Here is a 20,194-nt window from a genome sequence, read left to right as displayed (position 1 = left end):
AAGGCCCTCAACCAGCTGAAATCCCTCGGCTACGACGTCCAACTCACACCACGAGCCGCGGCCTGAGGTCACCATGTTTTCCTAGGAGACCCCGCGTGCATGCGGTGGTGGATCTCGATACGCCCGCTGCGCGGGCTACTCGATCAGCATGGACGGCGCCCGCTCCGTGGACCGGTGCGTCGAAGAGGGAGCGCGGCGCAGCCGCTCGATCAGTGAGGGGGCGGCTGCGCAGCCGCTCGGTCGCGAGGAGGGGCTACGGGCCCGTCAGCACCTCGGGCTCCGGGGTCATCGAGATGGTGGGGATGGAGGCGGTGATCACGGTGCCGTCGGAGCGGCGGGTGCCCTCGATGTCGGAGGTGGTCGGCGCGCCGGTGAGGCGCGGGCCCTGGTGGCCGAGGCCGACGCGGACCGGGTTGCCGGACTCGACGTGCACGCGCTCGCCGCGGACGGTGATCGCCGCGGCGTCGCCGTCCTCGACGGTCAGCAGCACCGACTGCTGGGTCACCTCGACCCGCACCCGCGTGCCGTGCAGCGTGATGCGGAAGGTCAGGCGGTCCCAGTCGTCCGGGAGGCGCGGGTCGAGCGTGATCCGCCCGCCGTGGTCGCGCATCCCGCCGAAGCCGTAGACCAGCGCGGACCAGACGCCTCCGGTCGACGCGACGTGGATGCCGTCGGCGGTGTTGCGGTGCAGGTCGGCGAGGTCGACGAACAGCGCCGAGAGGAAGTAGTGCCGCGACAGGTCGCTGTAGCCGACCTCGGCCGCGATGATCGACTGCACGACCGCCGACAGCGTCGAATCGCCGGTGGTCAGGGCGTCGTAGTACTCGAAGTCGGCTCGCTTCTGCTCCGCGGTGAACTCGTTGCCCTGCAGCAGCAGCGCGAGCACCACGTCGGCCTGCTTGAGCACCTGGAAGCGGTAGATCACCAGCGGGTGGAAGTGCAGCAGCAGCGGGCGCTTGGACGCCGGGGTGTTCTCGAGATCCCACAGCTCCTTCTCGAGGAACGCCGCGTCCTGCGGGTGGATGCCGGCGCGCGCGTCGAAGGGGATGTGCATCTTGTCGGCCGCGCGGGCCCACTCGATGACCTCGTCCTCGTCCAGCAGCAGCCGGGCGACCATCCGCTCGTAGGCCGACGGCTCGACGGCCTTCAGCAGCTCGACAGCGCGGGCGGCCGCGCGCAGGTTCGAGCGGGCCATCACGTTCGTGTACAGGTTGTCGTTGACGACGGTCGTGTACTCGTCCGGCCCGGTGACGCCGTGGATGTGGAAGTGGTCGTCGCCGTTGCTGCGCCAGAAGCCCAGGTCGGCCCACATCCGCGCGGTCTCGACCAGGATGTCGATCGCGCCGCGGGCGAGGAAGTCGTCGTCGCCGGTCGCTCCGACGTACTGCATCAGCGCATACGAGATGTCCGCATCGATGTGGTACTGCGCGGTGCCGGCGGCGTAGTAGGCCGACGACTCCTGGCCGTTGATGGTGCGCCAGGGGAAGAGCGCGCCGCGCTGGTTGAGCTCGGCCGCGCGCGAGCGGGCCGCCTCGAGCATGTTCTGGCGGAAGCGCAGGGCGTTCCGCGCCACGAGCGGAGCCGTGTAGCTGAGGAACGGGAGGACGTAGACCTCGGTGTCCCAGAAGTAGTGCCCGCCGTAGCCGGAGCCCGAGACGCCCTTGGCCGCGACGCCGCCGCCGTCCGTGCGGGCGGTGGACTGCGCGAGCTGGAAGAGGTTCCAGCGGGTGGCCTGCTGGATCGCCGGCTGACCGTCGATCTGCACGTCGGAACGGGTCCAGAAGTCGTCGAGCCACTCGCGCTGCTTGCTGAACTGCTCCTCCACCGGGGTCTCGCGGGCGCGGTCGAGCGTGCGGTCGCAGCGGTCGGCGAGCTCGCGCACGGGGACGCCGCGCGAGGTGTGGTAGGTCAGCGTCTTCACCAGGCGCACCGGGACGCCGGCCTTCGCCTTCACCCGGTAGACGTGCTTGGCGAGGTCGTCGTCGATCTGGGAGGTCTGGTCCCACTCGTTCTCGGTCTCGAGCACGTGCTCGGCACCGCAGGCGACGGTCATCCGGGAGTTGGTGGTGCGGTAGCCGAGCAGGTAGCGCGTGCCGCTGACCCGCTTGAGCTGCGGCTGCAGCACCCGGTCCTCGAACGACTCTGCCTTGCGCGGGTCGAAGCCGGCCGCCTCGCTGCCCGAGGGCGCGTGGTACTCGTCGACGCCGTCCTGGCGGTTGAGGATCTGGCTCGAGATCAGCACCGAGGCGTCGTGGTCGAGCATCTCGACCTCGTAGTCGAGGATCGCGAGGTGCCGGTCGGTGAAGGAGACCAGGCGGCGCGAGCGGATCAGCACGCGCTTGCCCGAGGGGGTGCGCCACTCCAGCTCGCGGGTGAGCACGCCGTTGGCGAAGTCGAGGCGGCGCGTGTAGGCGAGGACGTCGGCCTCGCTCAGCACGAACGGCTCGTCGTCGACGTAGAGGCGGATGATCTTCGCGTCCGGCACGTTGACGATGGTCTGGCCGACCCGGGCGAAGCCGAACGCCTCCTCCGCGTGCCGGATGGGCCAGGTCTCGTGGAAGCCGTTGATGAAGGTGCCGTAGGCGTAGCCGTCGCGGCCCTCCTCGACGTTGCCGCGCAGACCCAGGTAGCCGTTGCCGGTCGCGAAGAGGGTCTCGGTGCGCCCCTGCAGCTCGGTGGCGAACTCGGTCTCGATCAGCGACCACTCGTCGACCGGGAACCGGTTGCGGTCGAGCGGGTCGGAGGTGATGGGGTTCATGCGGCGTCCTCGGGGGCGGGGGCGGAGGGGAGGAAGGGGAGCAGCTCGGCCAGGTCGTCGACGACGATGTCGGCGCCGTGCTCGAGCAGGGTGTCGCGGCCGACGCCGCGGTCGACGCCGACGACGAGGCCGAAGGCGCCCGCGCGGCCGGCGGCGACTCCGGAGTGGGCGTCCTCGACGACCACGCACTCGGCGGCGGTGAGCCCGAGCAGCTGCGCGGCGTGCAGGTAGGTGTCCGGCGCGGGCTTGCCGGCGATCGCGTCGCGGGCGGCGAGCAGCCCGTCGACGACGACCTCGAAGCGGTCGCGGATCCCCGCGGCCTCGAGCACCGGCACGCCGTTGCGCGAGGAGGTGACGACGGCCACCTCGACGCCCGCGGCGATCGCGGCGTCGACCAGGGCGAGCGAGCCGGGGTAGGGAGCGACGCCGTTCTCGGCGAGGGTCTGGTTGAAGGCGTCGTTCTTGCGGTTGCCGAGCCCGCAGACGGTCTCGAGGGCGGGGTCGTCGCTCGGCGAGCCCTCGGGGAGGGTGATGCCGCGCGAGGCGAGGAGCGCCCGAACGCCGTCGTAGCGAGGGCGGCCGTCGATGTACCGGAAGTAGTCGGCGTCGGTGTAGCCCTCGGCGATGCCGCGCGACTCGAGGTACGGCGTGAAGAGGCGGGCCCAGGCCTGCATGTGCACGTCGGCGGTGGGGGTGAGCACCCCGTCGAGGTCGAAGAGCAGCGCCTTCGCCCGGCCGAGGGCGGAGGCGTCGGGGCGCGTCGGTGAAGCAGTCACAGCGGGGAGGACCTCTGGTCGGGGCACGGGTGCGGCGGGCTCCGCCGTCGACAGGCCGTCCGCGCGGACACCGGGTATCGTATACGCCCCCCGGTCGCCGTCTGGAACCGTTTACACGTCCGACATCTGCGGGCCCCGGACGGTCTGCGCGGCGTGTGCGCGCCGGTGCGCGCGGAGTCGTCCCCGGAACGAAGGCCGGACGACCGGATCCGCTGATCTCCGGGCGATCCCGGGCGCTCGGCCTTCGTTGTGCGGCCCGTCAGGCGGTCTCCGCGAGGGCGTCCCCCGCATCGGGGGTGGCCGCGAGCTGCGAGACGCGGGCGGGGCTGATCCGCAGGGCGGCTGCGACGGCCTCGACGGTGTAGCCGTCGGCGCGGAGGGAGCGGACGGCCTCGCGGCGGAGCGCGCCGGCGTGCCGGAGTGCCGCGCGGGCCGCCTCCTCGGCGCGGGCGCCCTCGTTCCAGATCGCGAGGACCTCGGGCGGTGCCTCGACGGTCACCTGCACGTCCACCTCGTCGACTCCGACGTCGAGGTGCACGGCGGCGAGCTCGCGGGCGGCAGCCGGGATGCCCCGGGTCGAGACCGCACCTCCGGTCGCGACGATCTCGACGCCGTTCGGCGCGGTCGACGTCAGCTCGGGGATCTCGATGGTCCACCAGGGAGTGCCGTCCCGGTAGGCGCGGGCCGCGAGGACCCGGGGTCCGCTCGTCATGGTCGGTTCCAATCGCTCGGGGTGTCCTCGAAGACCGCCTGCAGCTGGCGGACGACGCCGGGCGAGACCTCGCCCCTGTGCTGCACGAGGGTGATGGTCGCCCCGCCCTCGGCGGGGCTCCACGTCTCGTGGCTCCCTCGCTGCCGGGTGCGCTCCCACCCTTTCGAGCGAAGGAACCTCGTGACGTCGCGGTACTTCTGCGGCCTGGTCATCAGGATATTCCAGCCCACCCTGCTGCTCAAGAGTCAGGGTGGGCTTGAACTTCGTGGAGAACGGAGGGATCTCACGCCTGGGGAGGAGATCCGCGCCGGGCGGTCAGCCGAGGGGATGCAGGTCGGCCTCGGCCCCGTGTCTCGCAGCTGTCCGGGCGCCGCGCTCCCGAACGGACGCGGACCGGGCCCTGGCTCGGTCGCGGACCCCGGTTCGCGTCCACTCGGTCGCGGCGCAGCCCGCGAGCGGACCCGGGATGGGCGCTGGTCGAGCAGCAGGCCCCACTACGCGTCGACTCGGCGGATCACAGGCTCGTCGGCCGGGAGAGACGCGCGACTCGGGCGGTCAGCCGAGGGGCTGCAGGTCGGCCTCGTCCGGGCCGGCGGTCAGGCGGTGGCGGCCGAGCGGGAGCATCAGCGGGGTGCCGGAGGTGGGGTCGGTGATGATGCGGCTGTCCAGGCCGAAGACGGCGCGGACCGTGTCCTCGGTCAGGACCTCGGCGGGGGTGCCGGCGGCGTGCACGGTGCCGCCGGCGAGGGCGACGAGGTGGTCGGCGTAGCGGGCCGCGAGGTTGAGGTCGTGCAGGACCATCACGACGGTCGTGCCGCGGTTGCGGTTGAGGTCGACGAGGAGGTCGAGCACCTCGACCTGGTGGCTGACGTCGAGGAAGGTGGTCGGCTCGTCCAGCAGCAGCAGGTCGGTCTCCTGGGCGAGGGCCATCGCGATCCAGACCCGCTGGCGCTGGCCGCCGCTGAGCTCGTCGACCGCGCGGTCGGCGAGGGCGGCGGTGTCGGTCGCGTCGAGCGCGGTCGCGACGGCCTCGTCGTCGTGCGCGTTCCAGCGGCTGAGGATGCCCTGGTGCGGGTGGCGGCCGCGGCCGACGAGATCCGCGACGGTGATCCCCTCCGGAGCGATCGGCGACTGCGGCAGGAGGCCCAGCGTGCGCGCGAGCTGCTTCGCGGGCGTCCTGTGCACGGCCTTGCCGTCGAGCAGCACGGTGCCGGCGCGCGGCGCCAGCAGTCGTGACATCGAGCGCAGGAGGGTCGACTTGCCGCAGGCGTTCGCGCCGACGATGGCGGTGATCCGACCGGGCGGGACGACGAGGTCGAGTCCCTGGACGACGGTGCGGTCGCCGTAGCCCAGGGTGAGCGCGTCGACGGTGAGGGTGTGCTCGGCGGTCACAGGGAGCCTCCCGATCGGTTGCTGCGGACGATGAGGTAGATCAGGTACGGCGCGCCGAGCACGCCGGTGACGACGCCGACCGGGTAGCGCAGGCCCAGCGCGTACTGCCCGACGAAGTCGGCGACGAGCACGAGCAGCGCGCCGACCAGCGCGGACGGGATCAGCAGCGAGCGGCCGGGGCCGACCAGCCGCGCGGCGATCGGGCCGGAGAGGAAGGCGACGAAAGCGATCGGGCCCGCCGCCGCGGTGGCGAAGGCGATCAGGCCGACCGCGGCGACGATGACGACGAGGCGGGTGCGGTTCACCCGGATGCCCAGCGCGGAGGCGGTGTCGTCGCCGAGCTGGGTGCCGGAGAGGTCGCGCGAGCGGGCGAGCAGGACGGGGGTGAGGACGACCACGGCGATCAGCACCGGCACGACCTCGCTCCAGCGGGCGCCGTTGAGGCTGCCGGTGAGCCAGCGGCTGGCCTCCTGGAAGTCGAAGGCGGCGGCGCGGGAGAGCACGTAGGCGGTGACGCTGTCGAGCATCGCGGCGACGCCGATCCCGATCAGGATCAGCCGGGTGCCCGCGACTCCGCTGCGGTAGGAGAGGGCGTAGACGACGAGCGCGACGAGGAGGCCCGCGGCGATGGCGAGGACCGAGACCTGCGTCGCTCCGAGCGACAGCGTCACGATGGCGAAGGCCGCGGCGGCGCTCGCCCCGGCGCTGATGCCGATGATGTCGGGGCTGGCCAGCGGATTGCGCAGCATCGTCTGGAAGGCGACGCCGCCGAGGCCGAAGCAGAGGCCGACGAGCACGCCGAGGATCGCGCGCGGCAGCCGCAGGCGTCCGACCGTGAAGGAGGCGCCGGGGACCTGCTCGCCGAGGATCACCCGGACGACCTCGGCCGGCGAGTAGATCGTCTGGCCGACGATCAGCGAGACGGCGAAGACGACGACGAGCAGCGCGACGAGCGCGGCGACCACGGTGCGGCGGCGGGCCCCGCGGCGTCGGCGGCTCGCCGCGACGGCGAGGGCGGTGGCGGAGGGCGCTGCGGAGCGGGCCGCGGGCCGGGACTGCACGGAGGTCACAGCTCGCGCACCTTCTGCCGACGGACGATCGCGATGAAGACGGGGGCGCCGATCAGCGCGGTGATGATGCCGACGTCGATCTCGCTCGGGCGCGCGACGATCCGGCCGACGACGTCCGCGCCGATGAGGAGGACCGCTCCGGCGACCGCGGAGAACGGGAGCAGCCAGCGGTGGTCGACGCCGACGATGAGGCGGCAGGCGTGCGGGACGACCAGCCCGACGAAGCCGATCGGCCCGGTGACCGCGGTGGTCGCTCCGCAGAGGACGACGGCGCCGAGGGCCGCCGCGCCACGGGCCAGGGCCACGCGCTCGCCGAGGCCGGCCGCCAGCTCGTCGCCGAGCGCCAGGGTGTTGAGGCTCTTCGCCGAGAGCACGCAGAGCGCGAGCCCGACGGCGAGGAAGGGCAGGACCTGCCCGATGCTCGCGAAGGTGCCGCCGCCGACTCCGCCGATCTGCCAGGAGCGGATGCCGCCGGAGAGGTCGGCGCGCGGCAGGACGATCGCGCTGATCACGGAGACGAGCGCGGCGGAGGTGGCGGCGCCGGCGAGCGCGAGCTTGAGCGGCGTCGCTCCCCCGCGGCCGAGCGAGCCGACGACGTAGACGAAGACGGCGGCGACCGCTGCGCCGCCAATCGCGACCCAGATGAAGCCGGTCGCGGTGGAGAGGCCGAAGAAGACGATGCCGGTGACGACCGCGAGCGAGGCGCCGGTGTTGACGCCGAGGATCCCGGGGTCGGCGAGCGGATTGCGGGTGACGCCCTGCATCAGCACGCCGGCGACCCCGAGCGCGGCGCCCGCGACCGCGGCGAGGACCGTGCGCGGGAGGCGCTTGGCGACCGCGGCCTGCCCGAAGCCGTCGGTGGAGCCGCCGAACGCGGCGACCACGTCGCTCCAGGCCACGTCGCGCGAGCCGATCATCACCGAGACCACCGCGACGCCGGCCAGCACCAGCAGCGAGACGAGCAGCCAGAGGGCGCGCAGACGCCTCGGGCGCCGCACGGCGGCGGCACCCGAGACGGGAGGTGCGGTGAGGGTCACGCGGTCGGAGCTCACGCAGTCGGGCGGGAGTGGATCACGCCGCCTTGTCCGCGGCCTCGGCCAGCATGGCGAGGTAGTCGTCCAGCACGTACGAGATCGACAGCGGGGTCGGGTTCGCGGCGGTGCCGAGCGGGGTGGAAGGCAGGCGGACGATGGCGTCGTTCTGCACGGCCGGGATCTGCGAGAGCAGCGGGTCGGCCTTGAGGGTGTTGACGAGCTCGTCGTCGCCGTAGGTGACGATGACGTCGACGTCGTTGAACGCGTCCGCCTGCTCGGCGCTCTGGGTGAGTGAGAACGCGTCGGTGGTGGCCGAGGCGGTCGCGATGCTCTCCGGCGTGGTCAGGCCGAGGTCCTCGAAGAAGGCCGGGCGGGTGTCGTGCGTCGTGTAGAAGCTGACCTGGCTGAGGTCGGTCGGGTCGACGTGGGTGAGGAACATCGCCGAGGCGCCGGCGAGCTGCGGGTGCGCGGCGACCTTCTCCTCGATCTCGGTCTCGAGCTCGCCGATCAGCGCGGCGCCCTCGTCGGCCATGCCCATCGCCTCGCTGTTGAAGGTGATGGTGTCGCGCCAGGAGGTGCCCCAGGCGGTCTCGGGGTAGGCGACGACGGGCGCGATCTCGGTCAGCGTGTCGTAGTCCTCCTGGGTGAGGCCGGAGTAGGCGGCGAGGATCACGTCGGGCTGCGTGTCGGCGACGGCCTCGAAGTCGATGCCGTCGGTCTCGTCGAAGAGCACGGGAGTCTCGCCGCCGAGCTCCTCGAGCTTCTCGGACACCCAGGGGAGCAGTCCGTCGCCGTCGTCGTCGCCGAAGTTCGCGGCGGCCATGCCGACCGGGACCACGCCGAGCGCGAGCGGGACCTCGTGGTTGGCCCAGTTGACGGTCGCGACGCGCTCCGGCTGCGACTCGATGGTCGTGGTGCCGAGCGCGTGCTCGATGGTGATCGGGGTGAAGTCGCTGTCGGCGGTGTCGGAGCCGGCCGCGGCGGACGAGCAGCCGGCGAGGCCGACGGTGAGCAGGGCGGTCGTGACGAGCGCGAGCGACTTGGTGGCGCGGGGCATTGTTCCCTTTCGGAAGGCTGTGGTCGTGGCGCGCAACGGGCGACGGACGCCGTGCACTAAGGACAGCCTAACCAAAGAATGTGCGGGTTCTCAGCCGGAAAGGGCTGCGCGGTCCGCATCTCAGGCGGTGACGAGCTTCTCCACGGTGCGGAGGTTCCGGGTCGTCGTGGTCGAGCGGAAGACCGCACGGGCCAGGATCTTCGCGGCCGGAGTGTCGGTGGAGGAGCCCTTCGGGCAGCGCCAGTAGAGGACGCCGTCGCCGCGGGCGAGCAGCTCGACATCCGGGTCGGTCGCGCCGATCGCGGACTCGGCGGCGTCGAGGGCGGCGGAGTCGGAGCCGAAGACGACGTAGGGGTGCGCGGTCTCGTCGATCCGCTCGAACGGGTAGGCGGCGGCGGCCGCGGCGAGCGCCTCCTGCGTGACGAGGACGATCCAGGCGTCGTAGCCGAAGCGCTCGCCGAGGGCCGCCTCCAGCGCGGGCTTCAGCTCGGCGGGGTCGCGGTCGGAGTCGAAGGCGGCGTTGCCGCTGGCGAGCACGGTGCGGACGGCGGTGCCGCCGACGCTCGCGACGGTGGCGGCGAGGTCCGCGCTGCGGACGGTGCGGCCGTTGACGTTCACTCCGCGGAGGAGGGCGACGAGGCGGGTCATGCCGCCGACGGTAGCGTGGCGGGATGGCGCGCGGTGGACGGATCTTCGGGGGCGGTGCGGCGCGGGCGGGCTCGGACACGGGCTCGGACACACTCGAGGCGGCGATCCTGCGCGCGAGCACCCGCGGGCCCGGCGCGCGGACCCGGGCGGAGATCGTGCCGCCGTCGGGGCGGCACCTCGTGCTGCCGTCCACCTCGGGGACCGTGCTCGCCGTGGACGTCGACGCGCTGGTGGCGCTGGCCGCCTCGGAGGACCTGCTGATCGCGCTGGAGCGGCGGCCCGGCGACTTCGCCGTGGCGGCGACCCCGCTGCTCTCGTGGTGGTCGGCGGACGAGACGGTGCCGGACGAGGAGACGGAGCGACGGCTCGATGCGCGCGCGCTCGCGGCGGTGACCCTCGGGCCGGGTCCCGGGGCGGATGCGGAGTCGCGGCTGCGCGGGCTCGTCGCGCGGGCGGACATCGACGGGCTGGCCGCGGCGCTCGCGCTGCTGGCCCGGGTGCCGGATCCGCCGGCGGCGTTCCAGGACGCGGACGGCTTCTGGCGGCTGATGGTGCCGGAGGCGCCGTTCGAGCGGCGGCTGCTGCTGGCGCTGGCGGTCGAGGCGCCGGCCGAGCGGGTGCTCCTGCTGCTGCGCGACTGCGCCTTCACGGCGACGCTGCCCCGGCGGTGCGCGGTGATCGCGGCGGCCTGCGCGCGCGTCGTGGCGGCGGCGCCGGACCCCGGGGCGCTCGCCGCACTGGCGGAGGCCGTCGACGACGCGCTGGAGAAGCGCTGGCGCGCCCTCTGACCCACCTCGGGCACGCGGAACCGGCCTTGGCATGCGGGAACCCGCTGATCCGGCGAGCCGGACGCGAATCCGCGAGCCGGAACTCCCCCGGGCCACACCTCCGGCACGCGGAAACACCTTCGGCTCGCCGAAACGCGCGGATCCAGCGAGCCCGACGCGAATCCGCGTGCCGAAGCTCCTGGGCCGCACCTCTGGCACGCGGAATCACCCTCGGCACGCGGAAGCCCGCTGATCGGACGAGCCCGACCCGTTTCCACGAGCCGGAGCTCCCCCGACCACACCTCCGGCACGCGGAAACACCTTCGGCACGCCGAAACGCGCGGATCCAGCGAGCCCGACCCGAATCCACGAGCCGGAGCTCCCCGGGCCACACCTCCGGCACGTGGAAACGCCCTCGGCTCGCGAGAACGGGCGGGTGCAGCGAGCCCGCCGCGGTTCCACGAGCCGGAGCTCCCCGAGCCACACCTCCGGCACGTGGAAACGCCCTCGGCTCGCGAAAACGGGCGGATGCAGCGAGCCCGACGCGGTTCCACGAGCCGGAGGTGGACCCGCGAGCACGCGGCGTGCGCCGAGCGACCGCCGCTCCGGCCCCCGGAGCACCCGCGCAGGCCGGGTGCCTAAGCTGGACGGATGTCCCTTCCCGGTCTCGAATTCCGTCGCTTCCCCGCCGCCCTGACCGCCGAGGGCGGACCCGACGCCGCCACGGCCACCTGGGGCACCGCGATCAACGCGGGGTTCCACGAGAAGGAGTACACGCCGCAGCAGTGGCGCGACTGGGCCGAGCACATGGTCGCCGACCAGCGCGAGCTGACCGCGGTGCACGACTCCGCCTCCCCCGAGGGCATCGACGGCGAGTCCGTCCCCGTCGCCACCTACGCCGCGTTCCCCGGGTCGCTGCAGGTCGGCCGCGGGCGCGAGCTCGCCGCGCACCTCGTCTCGCAGGTCACCGTCCGGGCCACGCACCGTCGCCGCGGGATCCTCCGCGCCATGATCACCGACGACCTGCGCCTGGCCCGCGAATCGGGTGCCGCGGTCGCCGTGCTCACCGCGAGCGAGGCCTCGATCTACCGCCGGTTCGGCTTCGGCCGCTCGGCGTTCACCCGCTCGATCCGCGTCGACACCGGCCCGCGCTTCGCTCTGCAGGTCGAGCCGGCCGGCCGCGTCGAGGTCGTCGCGACGACCTGGCTGCAGTCGCGGGTCGAGGAGGTCTTCCGCGCCTTCCACGCGCGCACCCCCGGCTCGCTGACCCGGCAGTCGCGCTACGCCGCGAACGCCGTCGGCACCGAGCCCGGCGAGACCGCGCCGGGCCGCGCCGTCCGCTCCGCCGTGCACCTCGACGCCGACGGCCGGCTCGACGGCTACGTCACCTACAAGGCCGTCGGGCCGGACGAGGACGACCGAACCCTCGAAGTCGTCGACCTGGTCGCCGCGACCGCCGACGCCTACCTCGGGCTCTGGGGCTTCCTCGGCGCCGTCGACCTCGCCTCGACCGTCACCTGGGACATGGCTCCCGTCGACGACCCGTTGACCTGGGCGCTGCGCGACGCGCGCGTCGTGGAGGTGACGAAGGTCGCCGACCTGATCTGGACCCGCGTGCTCGACGTGGCGGCGGCGTTCGGTGCGCGGCCGTGGACGAGCGACGGCACGCTGGTGCTCGCGGTCCGCGACGAGCTCGGCCTCGTCGACGGGACCTACCGCATCACGGTCGAGGGCGGCGAGGGCCGGGTGGAGCGCAGCGACGACGCGGCGACCCTGTCGCTTGACGTCGCCGACCTCGGCACGCTGCTGCTCGGCTCCGCCCGCCCGTCCACGCTGGCGCGGGCCGGAGCGGTGACGCTGGCGGAAGCGGACCACGAGAGCGTCGACCGCTTCTTCGCGCCGATCGCGGCGCCGTACTGCATCTCCTTCTTCTAGGCGGCACGTACGGGGAAGTCATGCTGATCGAGTAGCCCGCGGAGCGGGCGTATCGAGATCCACCATCGCCAGGAGGAGAGTCTGCAGACCCGGCCTGCTGAGGACGACGGGTCTCGATACGCCCCTGCGCGGCTACTCGACCAGCATGTCGCAGCCCCGCCGCGTCCTCTCGACCGGCATCGCGCGGCCCAGCCGCGTCCTCTCGACCGGCATCGCGCGGCCCAGCCGCGTCCTCTCGAACAGCGTGCCGAGCCCGGGACTCGCAGGGTCCTCCGGGTGTCCCCGCAACCGCGGTCGGTCATGCTGGAGGATCCCGACCCGCGAGGAGTTCCGCATGGGCGCATCCGTGATCGTCGACGCCGTCGTCGTGCTGAGCCTCATCGGCGCGCTCGTCGACGGCCTGCGCCGCGGCTTCCTCCGCACGCTCGGCGGCCTGGCGGGGGTGGTCGCCGGGGCGATCGCCGCCTCCTTCGCCGTTCCCGCGGTCTCCGCCTGGGCGGCCGGCAGCGAGTGGCGGCTGCTCGCCGTGATCGGCACCGCGGTGCTGCTGCTCGGCATCGGCTACGCGATCGGCGCGACGATCGGCGCCGTGTTCGGCCGCGGCGCCGACAAGGTCAAGCTCGGCCTGCTCGACCGCCTCGCCGGCGGGGTCGCCGGCGTCGCCATCACCGGGCTGGTCTGGATCGCCGTCACCTCGGCGGTCTCGCTGCTCGGCGTCCCACTGGTCACCACCTCCGTCGCGGGCTCCACCGTCATCCGCACCATCGACGACCTCACGCCCGACCCGGTCCGCGGCTTCCTCGCGCAGCTGCAGTCGACCGTCGTCGACGAGGGCACCTCCTGGGTTGTCGAGGCCCTCGACGCCCCGACCGAGGCGCCGGTCATCCCCAGCGTCGCGACGGACGACCCCGAGGTCGCGACCGCGACCGACTCGGTCGTGCGAGTCTCCGGCACCGCCTGGGCCTGCGATGTCGGTGTCACCGGCAGCGGCTTCGTCGTCTCGGACGACCGGGTGATCACCAACGCGCACGTGGTGGCCGGAGTCTCGCAGCCCGTGGTCGAGGCGCCGAACGAGCCGCCGCGCACCGGCCGCGTCGTCTACCTCGACGCCGCCGCCGACCTCGCCGTCATCGCGGTCGACGGGCTCTCCGCCGCGCCGCTCGCCCTCGACGACGCGGTCCTGGCCGGGGACGACGGCGTGGTGGCCGGCTACCCGTTCGGCGGCCCGCTGACCCTCGGTGCCGCGCAGATCTCCTCCGACGCCACCGTCTCGCTGATGGTCGACGGCGCGCCGACCTCGCGCGAGGTGCTGACGCTCGCGGCCCTCGTGAACCAGGGCAACTCCGGCGGACCGCTGCTCTCCCTCGACGGCACCGTCTCGGGCGTGGTGTTCGGCAAGGCCGCCTCGGTCGACAACGTCGGCTACGCGATCCCGCTCTCGGTTCTCGGACCGGTGGCCGCCGAGGCGCCGTCGCTGACCGCGACCGTCGACTCCGGGCCCTGCCGCTCCGCCTGATCACGAACTCCCGCGCGCAACATCAGCTGAGAAGGGAGTCCCTCGCCCCACAGCGGAGGCACCCCCTTCTCAGCTGATGTTGTGCAGCGCATCCGCGCACACCCCGGTCACTCCGCCGGCAGCGGGCCGTCCGTGAGCACCAGCCGCAGCTCGTCCAGCTGCACCACGGTCGGATCGGTCGCCAGGTACTCCTCGACCCGCGGATCCAGCGGGAAGCGCGCCGACTCCTCGATCGCGATCGCGACGATCCCCTCCGACGCCGGATCCGTCGTGTACCGATCGCCGATGTAGGGCACGTAGACCCCCGACGACATCCCCTGCACCAGCACCAGCCCGCCGTCGAGCCCGCGCTCGTGCAGCGCGCCCGCCACCCGCGCGATCCCGGTCGGCCGCTCCTGCACGATGCCGACGGAGGTCGCCGCCGCGATCACCAGCGAGGCCACCAGCAGCAGGACACCGGCCGGCCGCGCGATCCGCCACGGCAGCACGAGCCCGTCGCGCAGCGCCTCGGCGATCCCCACCCCGGCCAGCACGCAGAGCAGCCACGCCCACGCCACGTAGTAGTGCGGCAGCGCGACGGCGCTGATCAGCAGGTGGAACACCAGCAGGAGCAGCGTCGCGCCCGCCAGGTATAGCACCAGCGCCCGCCGCCGCGGCGCGAGCAGCGCCAGCAGTCCGCCGAGCACGAGCACGGCGAGCGCCGCCGGACCGACGCCCGACAGCATGAACCAGAGGTTCGCCCACCACGGCGGGAAGCGGTACGGCGCCCCCGCGACGTCGATCATGTGCCCGCTCGCGTTGTGCTCGCTCTGGAAGTCGAGCAGGTAGCGGATCGCCTCGACCGGGTGCACCGGCAGGTAGGCGAGCACCGCGGTCACGAGGAAGGCGAGCGCGAAGGCCGCGAAGCCCCGGAGCGCCCGGCGGCGGTCGCCGATCAGCAGCAGCGGCACGAGGAACACCGGCGCCAGCGCCAGGGTCGTCAGCTTCGAGGTGACCGACAGCGCGAAGAGGACGCCGGCGACGGCGATCAGCCGACCACTGCGCTCCCCCGCCGCCCCGCGTCGCGCCCAGGTCCAGGCGGCGGCCATCGCGGCGACCGCGAAGAGCACCATGAACGGCTCCAGGAGCGCGAGCCGGTCGATCCGGGTGCCGCCGGTCGCGGTGGTCCGCGGGAAGAGGAGGAACAGGCCGGCCGGGATCAGCGCCAGGACGGTGCCGAGCTCGCGCTTCAGCCAGAACCAGAGGATGACGCCGGTGAGGAGGGTCGCCGCGCCGGCCGCGATCCGCCCCGCGAGCAGGCCCTCGCCGAGCAGGACCTGCGCGAGTCCGATCAGGTACTTCGCGGTCGGCGGGTGCTCGAGATTGGGCGTCATGTCGCCGTGCAGGTAGCTCCAGCCGGCGGAGAGGTAGACGGGCTCGTCCGAGGAGATGTTCGCGGCGCCCAGGTTGCCGAAGCACTGCCAGAGCGCCCAGAGCAGGGTCGCGAGGACGGCCGCGGCCCTCGCCGCGCCGGTTCCGCGTGTCGTGCCGACGGCCCGCGCCGTCTCGCTTCCGCGCGCCGTGCCGATCCCCCGCTCCACCCGGCCGATCCTAGGCGGTGCCCGATCGACGGGAAGGACGCCCAGAGGCCGCCCCCGAGCGCCGACCGCCCGCCCCGGTAGGATCGTCGCGCATCCCCACCCTCTCTCCTGGAGCCTCCAGCACATGGCAGACAGCCGCACCGCAGACGCCCGCATCGCCGTTCCCGACACCACCGCGAACGCGGCCGTCACTCCCGAGAAGGAGCAGCCCTACGCGGCGCTGGGGCTGAAGCCCGACGAGTACGCGAGCATCCGCGAGATCCTCGGCCGGCGCCCCACGAGCGGCGAGCTGGCGATGTACTCGGTGATGTGGAGCGAGCACTGCTCCTACAAGTCGTCGAAGATGTACCTCCGCCAGTTCGGGCAGAAGGTCTCGCCCGCCATGAAGAAGAACCTCATGGTGGGCATGGGCGAGAACGCCGGAGTGGTCGACGTGGGCGAGGGCTGGGCCGTCACCTTCAAGATCGAGAGCCACAACCACCCCAGCTACATCGAGCCGTTCCAGGGCGCGGCCACCGGCGTCGGCGGCATCGTCCGCGACATCATCTCGATGGGCGCCCGCCCTGTCGCCGTGATGGACGCGCTGCGCTTCGGCGACATCGACGACCCCGACACCGCGCGTGTCGTGCACGGCGTGGTCGCCGGCATCTCCTTCTACGCCAACTGCCTCGGCCTGCCCAACATCGGCGGCGAGACGTACTTCGACTCCGTCTACCAGGGGAACCCGCTCGTCAACGCGCTCGCGGTCGGCGTCCTCCGCCACGAGGACCTGCACCTCGCCAACGCCCGCGGCGTCGGCAACAAGGTCGTGCTCTTCGGCGCGCGCACCGGCGGCGACGGCATCGGCGGCGCGTCGATCCTCGCGTCCGACAGCTTCGCCGACGGCGGCCCGACCAAGCGCCCGGCCGTCCAGGTCGGTGACCCGTTCGCCGAGAAGGTGCTCATCGAGTGCTGCCTCGAGCTGTTCCGCAAGGACCTCGTCGAGGGCATCCAGGACCTCGGCGCGGCCGGCATCTCCTGCGCCACCTCCGAGCTCGCCTCCAACGGCGACGGCGGCATGTTCATCGAGCTCGACTCGGTGCTGCTGCGCGATCCCTCACTGACGGCCGAGGAGATCCTGATGTCGGAGTCGCAGGAGCGGATGATGGCGGTCGTCCGCCCCGAGAAGCTCGACGCGTTCCTCGAGGTCGTCCGCAAGTGGGACGTCGAGACCAGCGTGCTCGGCGAGGTCACCGACTCCGGCCGCCTCATCATCAACTGGCACGGCGAGGAGATCGTCAACGTCGACCCGCGCACCGTCGCCGTCGACGGCCCGGTCTACGAGCGCCCGATCGCCTACCCCGCCTGGCTCGACGCCCTGCAGGCCGACTCCTCCTCGCGCCTGCCGCGCTCGACCGAGGGCGACGCCCTCCGCGCCGAGACCCTCGCGCTGCTCGGCTCGGCGAACCTCGCCGACAAGAGCTGGATCACTTCGCAGTACGACCGCTACGTGCTCGGCAACACCGCGCTGAGCTACCCCGACGACGGCGGCATGGTCCGCGTCGACGAGGAGTCCGGACTCGGCTTCGCCGTCGCCACCGACGCCAACGGCCGCTGGTGCCAGCTCGACCCCGCGCAGGGCGCGCGTCTCGCGCTCGCCGAGGCCTTCCGCAACGTCGCCGTCACCGGAGCGACGCCCGTCGCCGTCTCGGACTGCCTCAACTTCGGCAGCCCGGAGAACCCCGAGGTGATGTGGCAGTTCCGCGAGGCCGTCGGCGCGCTCGCGGACGCCTGCCTCGAGCTGGAGATCCCCGTCACCGGCGGCAACGTCTCGTTCTACAACCAGACCGGCGACGTGCCGATCTTCCCGACCCCCGTCGTCGGCGTGCTCGGCGTGATCGACGACGTCGCCCGCCGCATCCCGTCCGGCTGGCAGGACGAGGGTGACAACGTCTACCTCCTCGGTGTCACCCGCGACGAGCTCGACGGCTCCGCCTGGGCCGGCACCGTGCACGACCACCTCGGCGGGCGTCCCCCGCAGCTCGACCTCGCCGCCGAGAAGGCGCTGGCCGAGCTGATCGCGGCCGGCTCGACCGAGTCGCTGATCGCCTCCGCGCACGACCTCGCCGACGGCGGCCTCGTCGTCGCGCTGGCCGAGTCCGCGCTGCGCTTCGGGGTCGGCGTGCGGATCTGGCTGGACGAGCTGATGGAGCGCGACGGCGTCGACGCCACCGCCGCCCTCTTCTCGGAGTCGACCGGCCGCGTGCTCGTGTCCGTGCCGCGCGAGGACGACGTGAAGTTCCGCGGGCTCTGCGAGGGCCGCGGCTACCCCGTCCTCCGGATCGGCGTCACCGACGCCGAGTCCCCCGTCGTCGAGGTCCAGGGCCTCTTCACGGTGCCCCTCGAGGAGCTGCGCGCCGTGAACGGCGCCGTGCTGCCCTCCCGCTTCGCCTGACGCGGGGCGGCTCCGCTCCGGAGCCCGCCCCACCCCTCAAAAGTTGCGGTAGTCGCGCTCGACGACCGCAACTTCGGAGGACTCGCCCGCACAGCCCGCCGGGGCACCCGCCCGAGCCTCCAGAAGTTGCGGTAGTCGCGCGCCGCTACCGCAACTTTTGAGGAGTCGACGCGCGCGTTCGCCCGCGCCCCGCGGCGGGTGCCCGCGCATGCCTGCCCACGCCCCAGAGCCCGCAGCGCCCGCCCCACTCTCCAGAAGTTGCGGTAGTCGCGCGCCGCTACCGCAACTTTTGAGGAGTGGGGCGGGCGAGTCTCCGCGGGTGCGTCGGGTGCGCAGAAGTTGTCGTACTCGGGAAGCGCGTACGACAACTCTTGAGGAGTGGGCGCCGGGACCGGAGTGCGGGTTCCGGGCTTACGGAATGTTTGCAATAGTGGAGGTATGACCTCCGAACGTGATCTCGCCGGCGAGCTCGACGAGCTGCGGGAGCGGGTGGCGCGGCTCGAGGGGGACGCGCTCGTCGCGGCTCCTCCCGGCACCGCCGCCACCGGCGCCCCTGCGCAGGACGACCCGTTCTGGGCGCTCAGCGCGCTCAAGGAGCGGCTGCCCTCGCCGGGCGGAGTCGTGTTCGCGGGGGCCGTCGCCACCCCGTCCGGGCCGGTCGAGTGGCAGTACGGCCTCAGCACCGACGCGTTCTTCGAGCGCGACTGGGGGTCGAGCCCGGGACCGGCGGCGCTGGCCGCGCTGGGCAGTCCGGTGCGGCTGCGCTTCCTGCAGGCCGTCGCGGGCGGAGTCGAGACGGTCGCGCAGCTCGCCGAGAGCGAGGGTGCCGGCACGACCGGCCAGATCTACCACCACGTCAACCAGCTGGTCGCGGCGGGCTGGCTCGAGGCGCGCGGGCGCGGGCGCTACGGCATCCCGCCCGAGCGGCGGGTGCCCCTGCTGACGATCCTTCTCGCCGCAGGAGGTCCCCGATGAGAACCCGAACCCGCGTGATCGCCGCCGCCGCGGCCGTCGCCGTGCTCGCCGGCGGGGTGCTGCTGCGCCCGCAGGCCCCCCGGCTCTCGGACGAGCGCACGGGCGACGCCGCCATCGCGCAGTGGCTGTCCGAGCGGGCCGACGGCACCCGCGACCGGCTCGTCGCCGCGGTCGTCACTCCCGACGGCGTCCGGTTCGCCGGACTCGGCGCCGACGAGAGCACGGAGGTCGAGATCGGCTCGGTGACCAAGACGATGACGGCGCTGCTCCTCGCGCAGAGCGCCGACGCCGGGACGGTCGCCCTCGCCGATCGCGCCGGCGACCACGCGAAGCTGGGCGGCTTCGACGGCACGCTGGAGGAGCTGGCGAGCCATCGCTCCGGGCTCCCGCGCCTCTCCTCGGCCCCGCTCGACCTGGCGGCGACGCTCGTCGCGCAGCTGCGCGGCGTCGATCCGTACACGACCTTCTCGCCGGACGACGTGCTGCGCCAGGCGGCGAGCGCCGGCGGCGGCGGGACGGACGAGGTCGCGTACTCGAACCTCGGCGTCGCCGTCCTGGGGCAGACCCTCGCCCGGGCGGAGGGAGCCGACTACGCCGACCTGGTCCGGGAGCGGATCTTCGCGCCGCTCGGGATGACCGGCAGCTCGGTCCCCGTCTCGGCGGACGCGCTCGCGCCGGACGCGCCTACGGGCTACTCCGAGAGCGGCCGCTCGGTCGGGCCGTGGACGCTCGAGGGCTACGCGCCGGCCGGAGGCGTCCGCTCGACCGCCGCGGACGTGGCGCGGTACGCGAGCGCCCTGCTCACCGACGACCCGGCGCTCGGCGTCCCGGCCGCGACCGTCCTCGAGCCGCGCTTCGACGCCGGCGACGGCGACCGCATCGGCCTCGCCTGGTTCACCTCCCCGGCGGAGGGCGGCGGCTCGACGACCTGGCACAACGGCGGCACCGCCGGCTACGCGACCATGCTCGCGATGGACCGGGAGCGCGGCGTCGCCGTCTTCGTGAATTCGAGCACCGCGACCTCGGTCGACGCGCTCGGCCTCGACCTGCTCGCCCACGTCCTGGAGGAGGAGGCATGATCCTCGCCACGCTGATCGCCCTCGCCGTCACGGTCTTCACCGTCGGCCGCTTCGCGCTCGGGAGCATCCTCTGGCGCCGCACGGCGAAGCACCTCGACCGCGACCGCCTGCGCGTGCTCACCCGCGGCGTCGAATCGGCGCTCGTGCTGCTGCTGGTGCGGGTGCTCGCCGACTGGACGCTGGTGACCCTCGTGCCGTGGTTCGCGCTCGTGGCGCTGGCGGCGGCCGGGGCGTTCGGCGCCGTCGTGCGCTGGCACGCCCTGCCCTGGCTCGAGGATCCGTCGAAGCGCCGGGCCCGGACGACCGGCTTCGCCGGCACGGTCGCCCTCTCGGCCGTGCTCGTCCGCGTGATCGGGCTCTGACCGACGCGCCGCCCATGGTGGTCGAGCAGCCCCGCAGGGGCGTATCGAGACCCACCGTCCTCAGAAAGATGGGTCTGCAGACTCAGGTTCTGACAGTGG

At 73.3% G+C, this 20,194-nt stretch carries 17 protein-coding genes; 7 read left to right on the top strand and 10 right to left on the bottom strand.

The window, feature by feature from the left end; translation table 11 throughout:
• Positions 1-253: 253 nt before the first annotated feature.
• From EDF35_RS20135 to EDF35_RS20095, 9 genes are all read right to left on the bottom strand, one after another.
• A complete protein-coding gene (locus EDF35_RS20135) occupies positions 254-2,758 on the bottom strand; it encodes a glycosyl hydrolase family 65 protein (protein ID WP_133963622.1) in 2,505 nt (834 codons plus the stop codon).
• Positions 2,755-3,534: a beta-phosphoglucomutase family hydrolase gene (locus EDF35_RS20130; RefSeq protein ID WP_133963621.1), complete on the bottom strand. Its 780-nt coding sequence runs from the start codon at positions 3,532-3,534 to the stop codon at positions 2,755-2,757. Before EDF35_RS20130 ends, EDF35_RS20135 begins: the two co-directional genes overlap by 4 nt.
• Before the next feature lie 259 nt (positions 3,535-3,793).
• Positions 3,794-4,246, bottom strand: a complete 453-nt coding sequence (locus tag EDF35_RS20125; protein WP_133963620.1) for a hypothetical protein — start codon at positions 4,244-4,246, stop codon at positions 3,794-3,796.
• Positions 4,243-4,458 (bottom strand): type II toxin-antitoxin system HicA family toxin, encoded by a 216-nt coding sequence (locus tag EDF35_RS20120; RefSeq protein WP_133963619.1) that lies wholly within the window; start codon positions 4,456-4,458, stop codon positions 4,243-4,245. Before EDF35_RS20120 ends, EDF35_RS20125 begins: the two co-directional genes overlap by 4 nt.
• A 343-nt stretch (positions 4,459-4,801) precedes the next feature.
• The gene (locus EDF35_RS20115; RefSeq protein ID WP_123734297.1) at positions 4,802-5,638 is read right to left on the bottom strand and encodes an ABC transporter ATP-binding protein; all 837 of its coding nucleotides are present in this window, start codon (positions 5,636-5,638) and stop codon (positions 4,802-4,804) included.
• Entirely contained in the window at positions 5,635-6,699 is a 1,065-nt protein-coding gene (locus tag EDF35_RS20110; RefSeq protein WP_133963627.1) for an iron chelate uptake ABC transporter family permease subunit, read from the bottom strand. Before EDF35_RS20110 ends, EDF35_RS20115 begins: the two co-directional genes overlap by 4 nt.
• Positions 6,700-6,704: 5 nt before the next feature.
• Positions 6,705-7,760 (bottom strand): iron ABC transporter permease, encoded by a 1,056-nt coding sequence (locus tag EDF35_RS20105; protein WP_243840075.1) that lies wholly within the window; start codon positions 7,758-7,760, stop codon positions 6,705-6,707.
• Between the two features lie 19 nt (positions 7,761-7,779).
• Entirely contained in the window at positions 7,780-8,799 is a 1,020-nt protein-coding gene (locus EDF35_RS20100) for an iron-siderophore ABC transporter substrate-binding protein (protein ID WP_133963618.1), read from the bottom strand.
• 120 nt (positions 8,800-8,919) lie between these two features.
• On the bottom strand, positions 8,920-9,447 hold the full coding sequence (locus EDF35_RS20095) for a DUF1697 domain-containing protein (RefSeq protein ID WP_123734295.1): 528 nt from the start codon (positions 9,445-9,447) through the stop codon (positions 8,920-8,922).
• A 23-nt stretch (positions 9,448-9,470) separates the two neighbouring features.
• Between EDF35_RS20095 and EDF35_RS20090 the strand changes: the two genes are divergently transcribed.
• The 3 genes from EDF35_RS20090 to EDF35_RS20080 all read left to right on the top strand — a co-directional run bounded on the left by EDF35_RS20090 (position 9,471) and on the right by EDF35_RS20080 (position 13,665).
• Positions 9,471-10,235 (top strand): DUF2254 family protein, encoded by a 765-nt coding sequence (locus EDF35_RS20090; protein ID WP_133963617.1) that lies wholly within the window; start codon positions 9,471-9,473, stop codon positions 10,233-10,235.
• A 630-nt stretch (positions 10,236-10,865) separates the two neighbouring features.
• Positions 10,866-12,149 carry a GNAT family N-acetyltransferase gene (locus EDF35_RS20085; protein ID WP_133963616.1) on the top strand — a complete coding sequence of 428 codons (1,284 nt, stop codon included), beginning with the start codon at positions 10,866-10,868 and terminating at the stop codon, positions 12,147-12,149.
• Between the two features lie 334 nt (positions 12,150-12,483).
• Complete coding sequence (locus EDF35_RS20080) at positions 12,484-13,665, top strand: MarP family serine protease (protein WP_166674190.1); 1,182 nt, start codon at positions 12,484-12,486, stop codon at positions 13,663-13,665.
• A 107-nt stretch (positions 13,666-13,772) separates the two neighbouring features.
• On the opposite strand, the gene EDF35_RS20075 is transcribed toward EDF35_RS20080, so the two are convergent.
• Positions 13,773-15,245, bottom strand: coding sequence for a glycosyltransferase family 39 protein (locus EDF35_RS20075; protein WP_166674189.1), 1,473 nt, complete (start codon positions 15,243-15,245; stop codon positions 13,773-13,775).
• A 124-nt stretch (positions 15,246-15,369) separates the two neighbouring features.
• Here EDF35_RS20075 and purL point away from each other — a divergent pair, with 124 nt between their 5' ends.
• From purL to EDF35_RS20055, 4 genes are all read left to right on the top strand, one after another.
• On the top strand, positions 15,370-17,679 hold the full coding sequence (gene purL, locus EDF35_RS20070; RefSeq protein ID WP_123447094.1) for a phosphoribosylformylglycinamidine synthase subunit PurL: 2,310 nt from the start codon (positions 15,370-15,372) through the stop codon (positions 17,677-17,679).
• Positions 17,680-18,117: 438 nt separating this feature from the next.
• Positions 18,118-18,654, top strand: coding sequence for a winged helix-turn-helix domain-containing protein (locus EDF35_RS20065; RefSeq protein ID WP_133963613.1), 537 nt, complete (start codon positions 18,118-18,120; stop codon positions 18,652-18,654).
• On the top strand, positions 18,651-19,733 hold the full coding sequence (locus EDF35_RS20060) for a serine hydrolase domain-containing protein (protein ID WP_133963612.1): 1,083 nt from the start codon (positions 18,651-18,653) through the stop codon (positions 19,731-19,733). Before EDF35_RS20065 ends, EDF35_RS20060 begins: the two co-directional genes overlap by 4 nt.
• Complete coding sequence (locus tag EDF35_RS20055; RefSeq protein WP_133963611.1) at positions 19,730-20,095, top strand: hypothetical protein; 366 nt, start codon at positions 19,730-19,732, stop codon at positions 20,093-20,095. Before EDF35_RS20060 ends, EDF35_RS20055 begins: the two co-directional genes overlap by 4 nt.
• Positions 20,096-20,194: the final 99 nt, after the last annotated feature.

It is taken from the genome of Rathayibacter sp. PhB151, from assembly GCF_004366415.1.
Lineage (GTDB): Bacteria > Actinomycetota > Actinomycetes > Actinomycetales > Microbacteriaceae > Rathayibacter > Rathayibacter festucae.
Note: the sequence above shows the minus strand (reverse complement) of the source record. Positions and strands in the feature narration are given on the sequence as shown.

Excerpts from the sequence above, each read along its gene's own strand:
- EDF35_RS20135 (WP_133963622.1), bottom strand. The coding sequence starts at position 2,758 with ATGAACCCCATCACCTCCGACCCGCTCGACCGCAACCGGTTCCCGGTC.
- EDF35_RS20125 (WP_133963620.1), bottom strand. The coding sequence starts at position 4,246 with ATGACGAGCGGACCCCGGGTCCTCGCGGCCCGCGCCTACCGGGACGGC.
- EDF35_RS20120 (WP_133963619.1), bottom strand. The coding sequence starts at position 4,458 with ATGACCAGGCCGCAGAAGTACCGCGACGTCACGAGGTTCCTTCGCTCG.
- EDF35_RS20100 (WP_133963618.1), bottom strand. The coding sequence starts at position 8,799 with ATGCCCCGCGCCACCAAGTCGCTCGCGCTCGTCACGACCGCCCTGCTC.
- EDF35_RS20095 (WP_123734295.1), bottom strand. The coding sequence starts at position 9,447 with ATGACCCGCCTCGTCGCCCTCCTCCGCGGAGTGAACGTCAACGGCCGC.
- EDF35_RS20090 (WP_133963617.1), top strand. The coding sequence starts at position 9,471 with ATGGCGCGCGGTGGACGGATCTTCGGGGGCGGTGCGGCGCGGGCGGGC.
- EDF35_RS20085 (WP_133963616.1), top strand. The coding sequence starts at position 10,866 with ATGTCCCTTCCCGGTCTCGAATTCCGTCGCTTCCCCGCCGCCCTGACC.
- EDF35_RS20080 (WP_166674190.1), top strand. The coding sequence starts at position 12,484 with ATGGGCGCATCCGTGATCGTCGACGCCGTCGTCGTGCTGAGCCTCATC.
- purL (WP_123447094.1), top strand. The coding sequence starts at position 15,370 with ATGGCAGACAGCCGCACCGCAGACGCCCGCATCGCCGTTCCCGACACC.
- EDF35_RS20065 (WP_133963613.1), top strand. The coding sequence starts at position 18,118 with ATGACCTCCGAACGTGATCTCGCCGGCGAGCTCGACGAGCTGCGGGAG.
- EDF35_RS20060 (WP_133963612.1), top strand. The coding sequence starts at position 18,651 with ATGAGAACCCGAACCCGCGTGATCGCCGCCGCCGCGGCCGTCGCCGTG.
- EDF35_RS20055 (WP_133963611.1), top strand. The coding sequence starts at position 19,730 with ATGATCCTCGCCACGCTGATCGCCCTCGCCGTCACGGTCTTCACCGTC.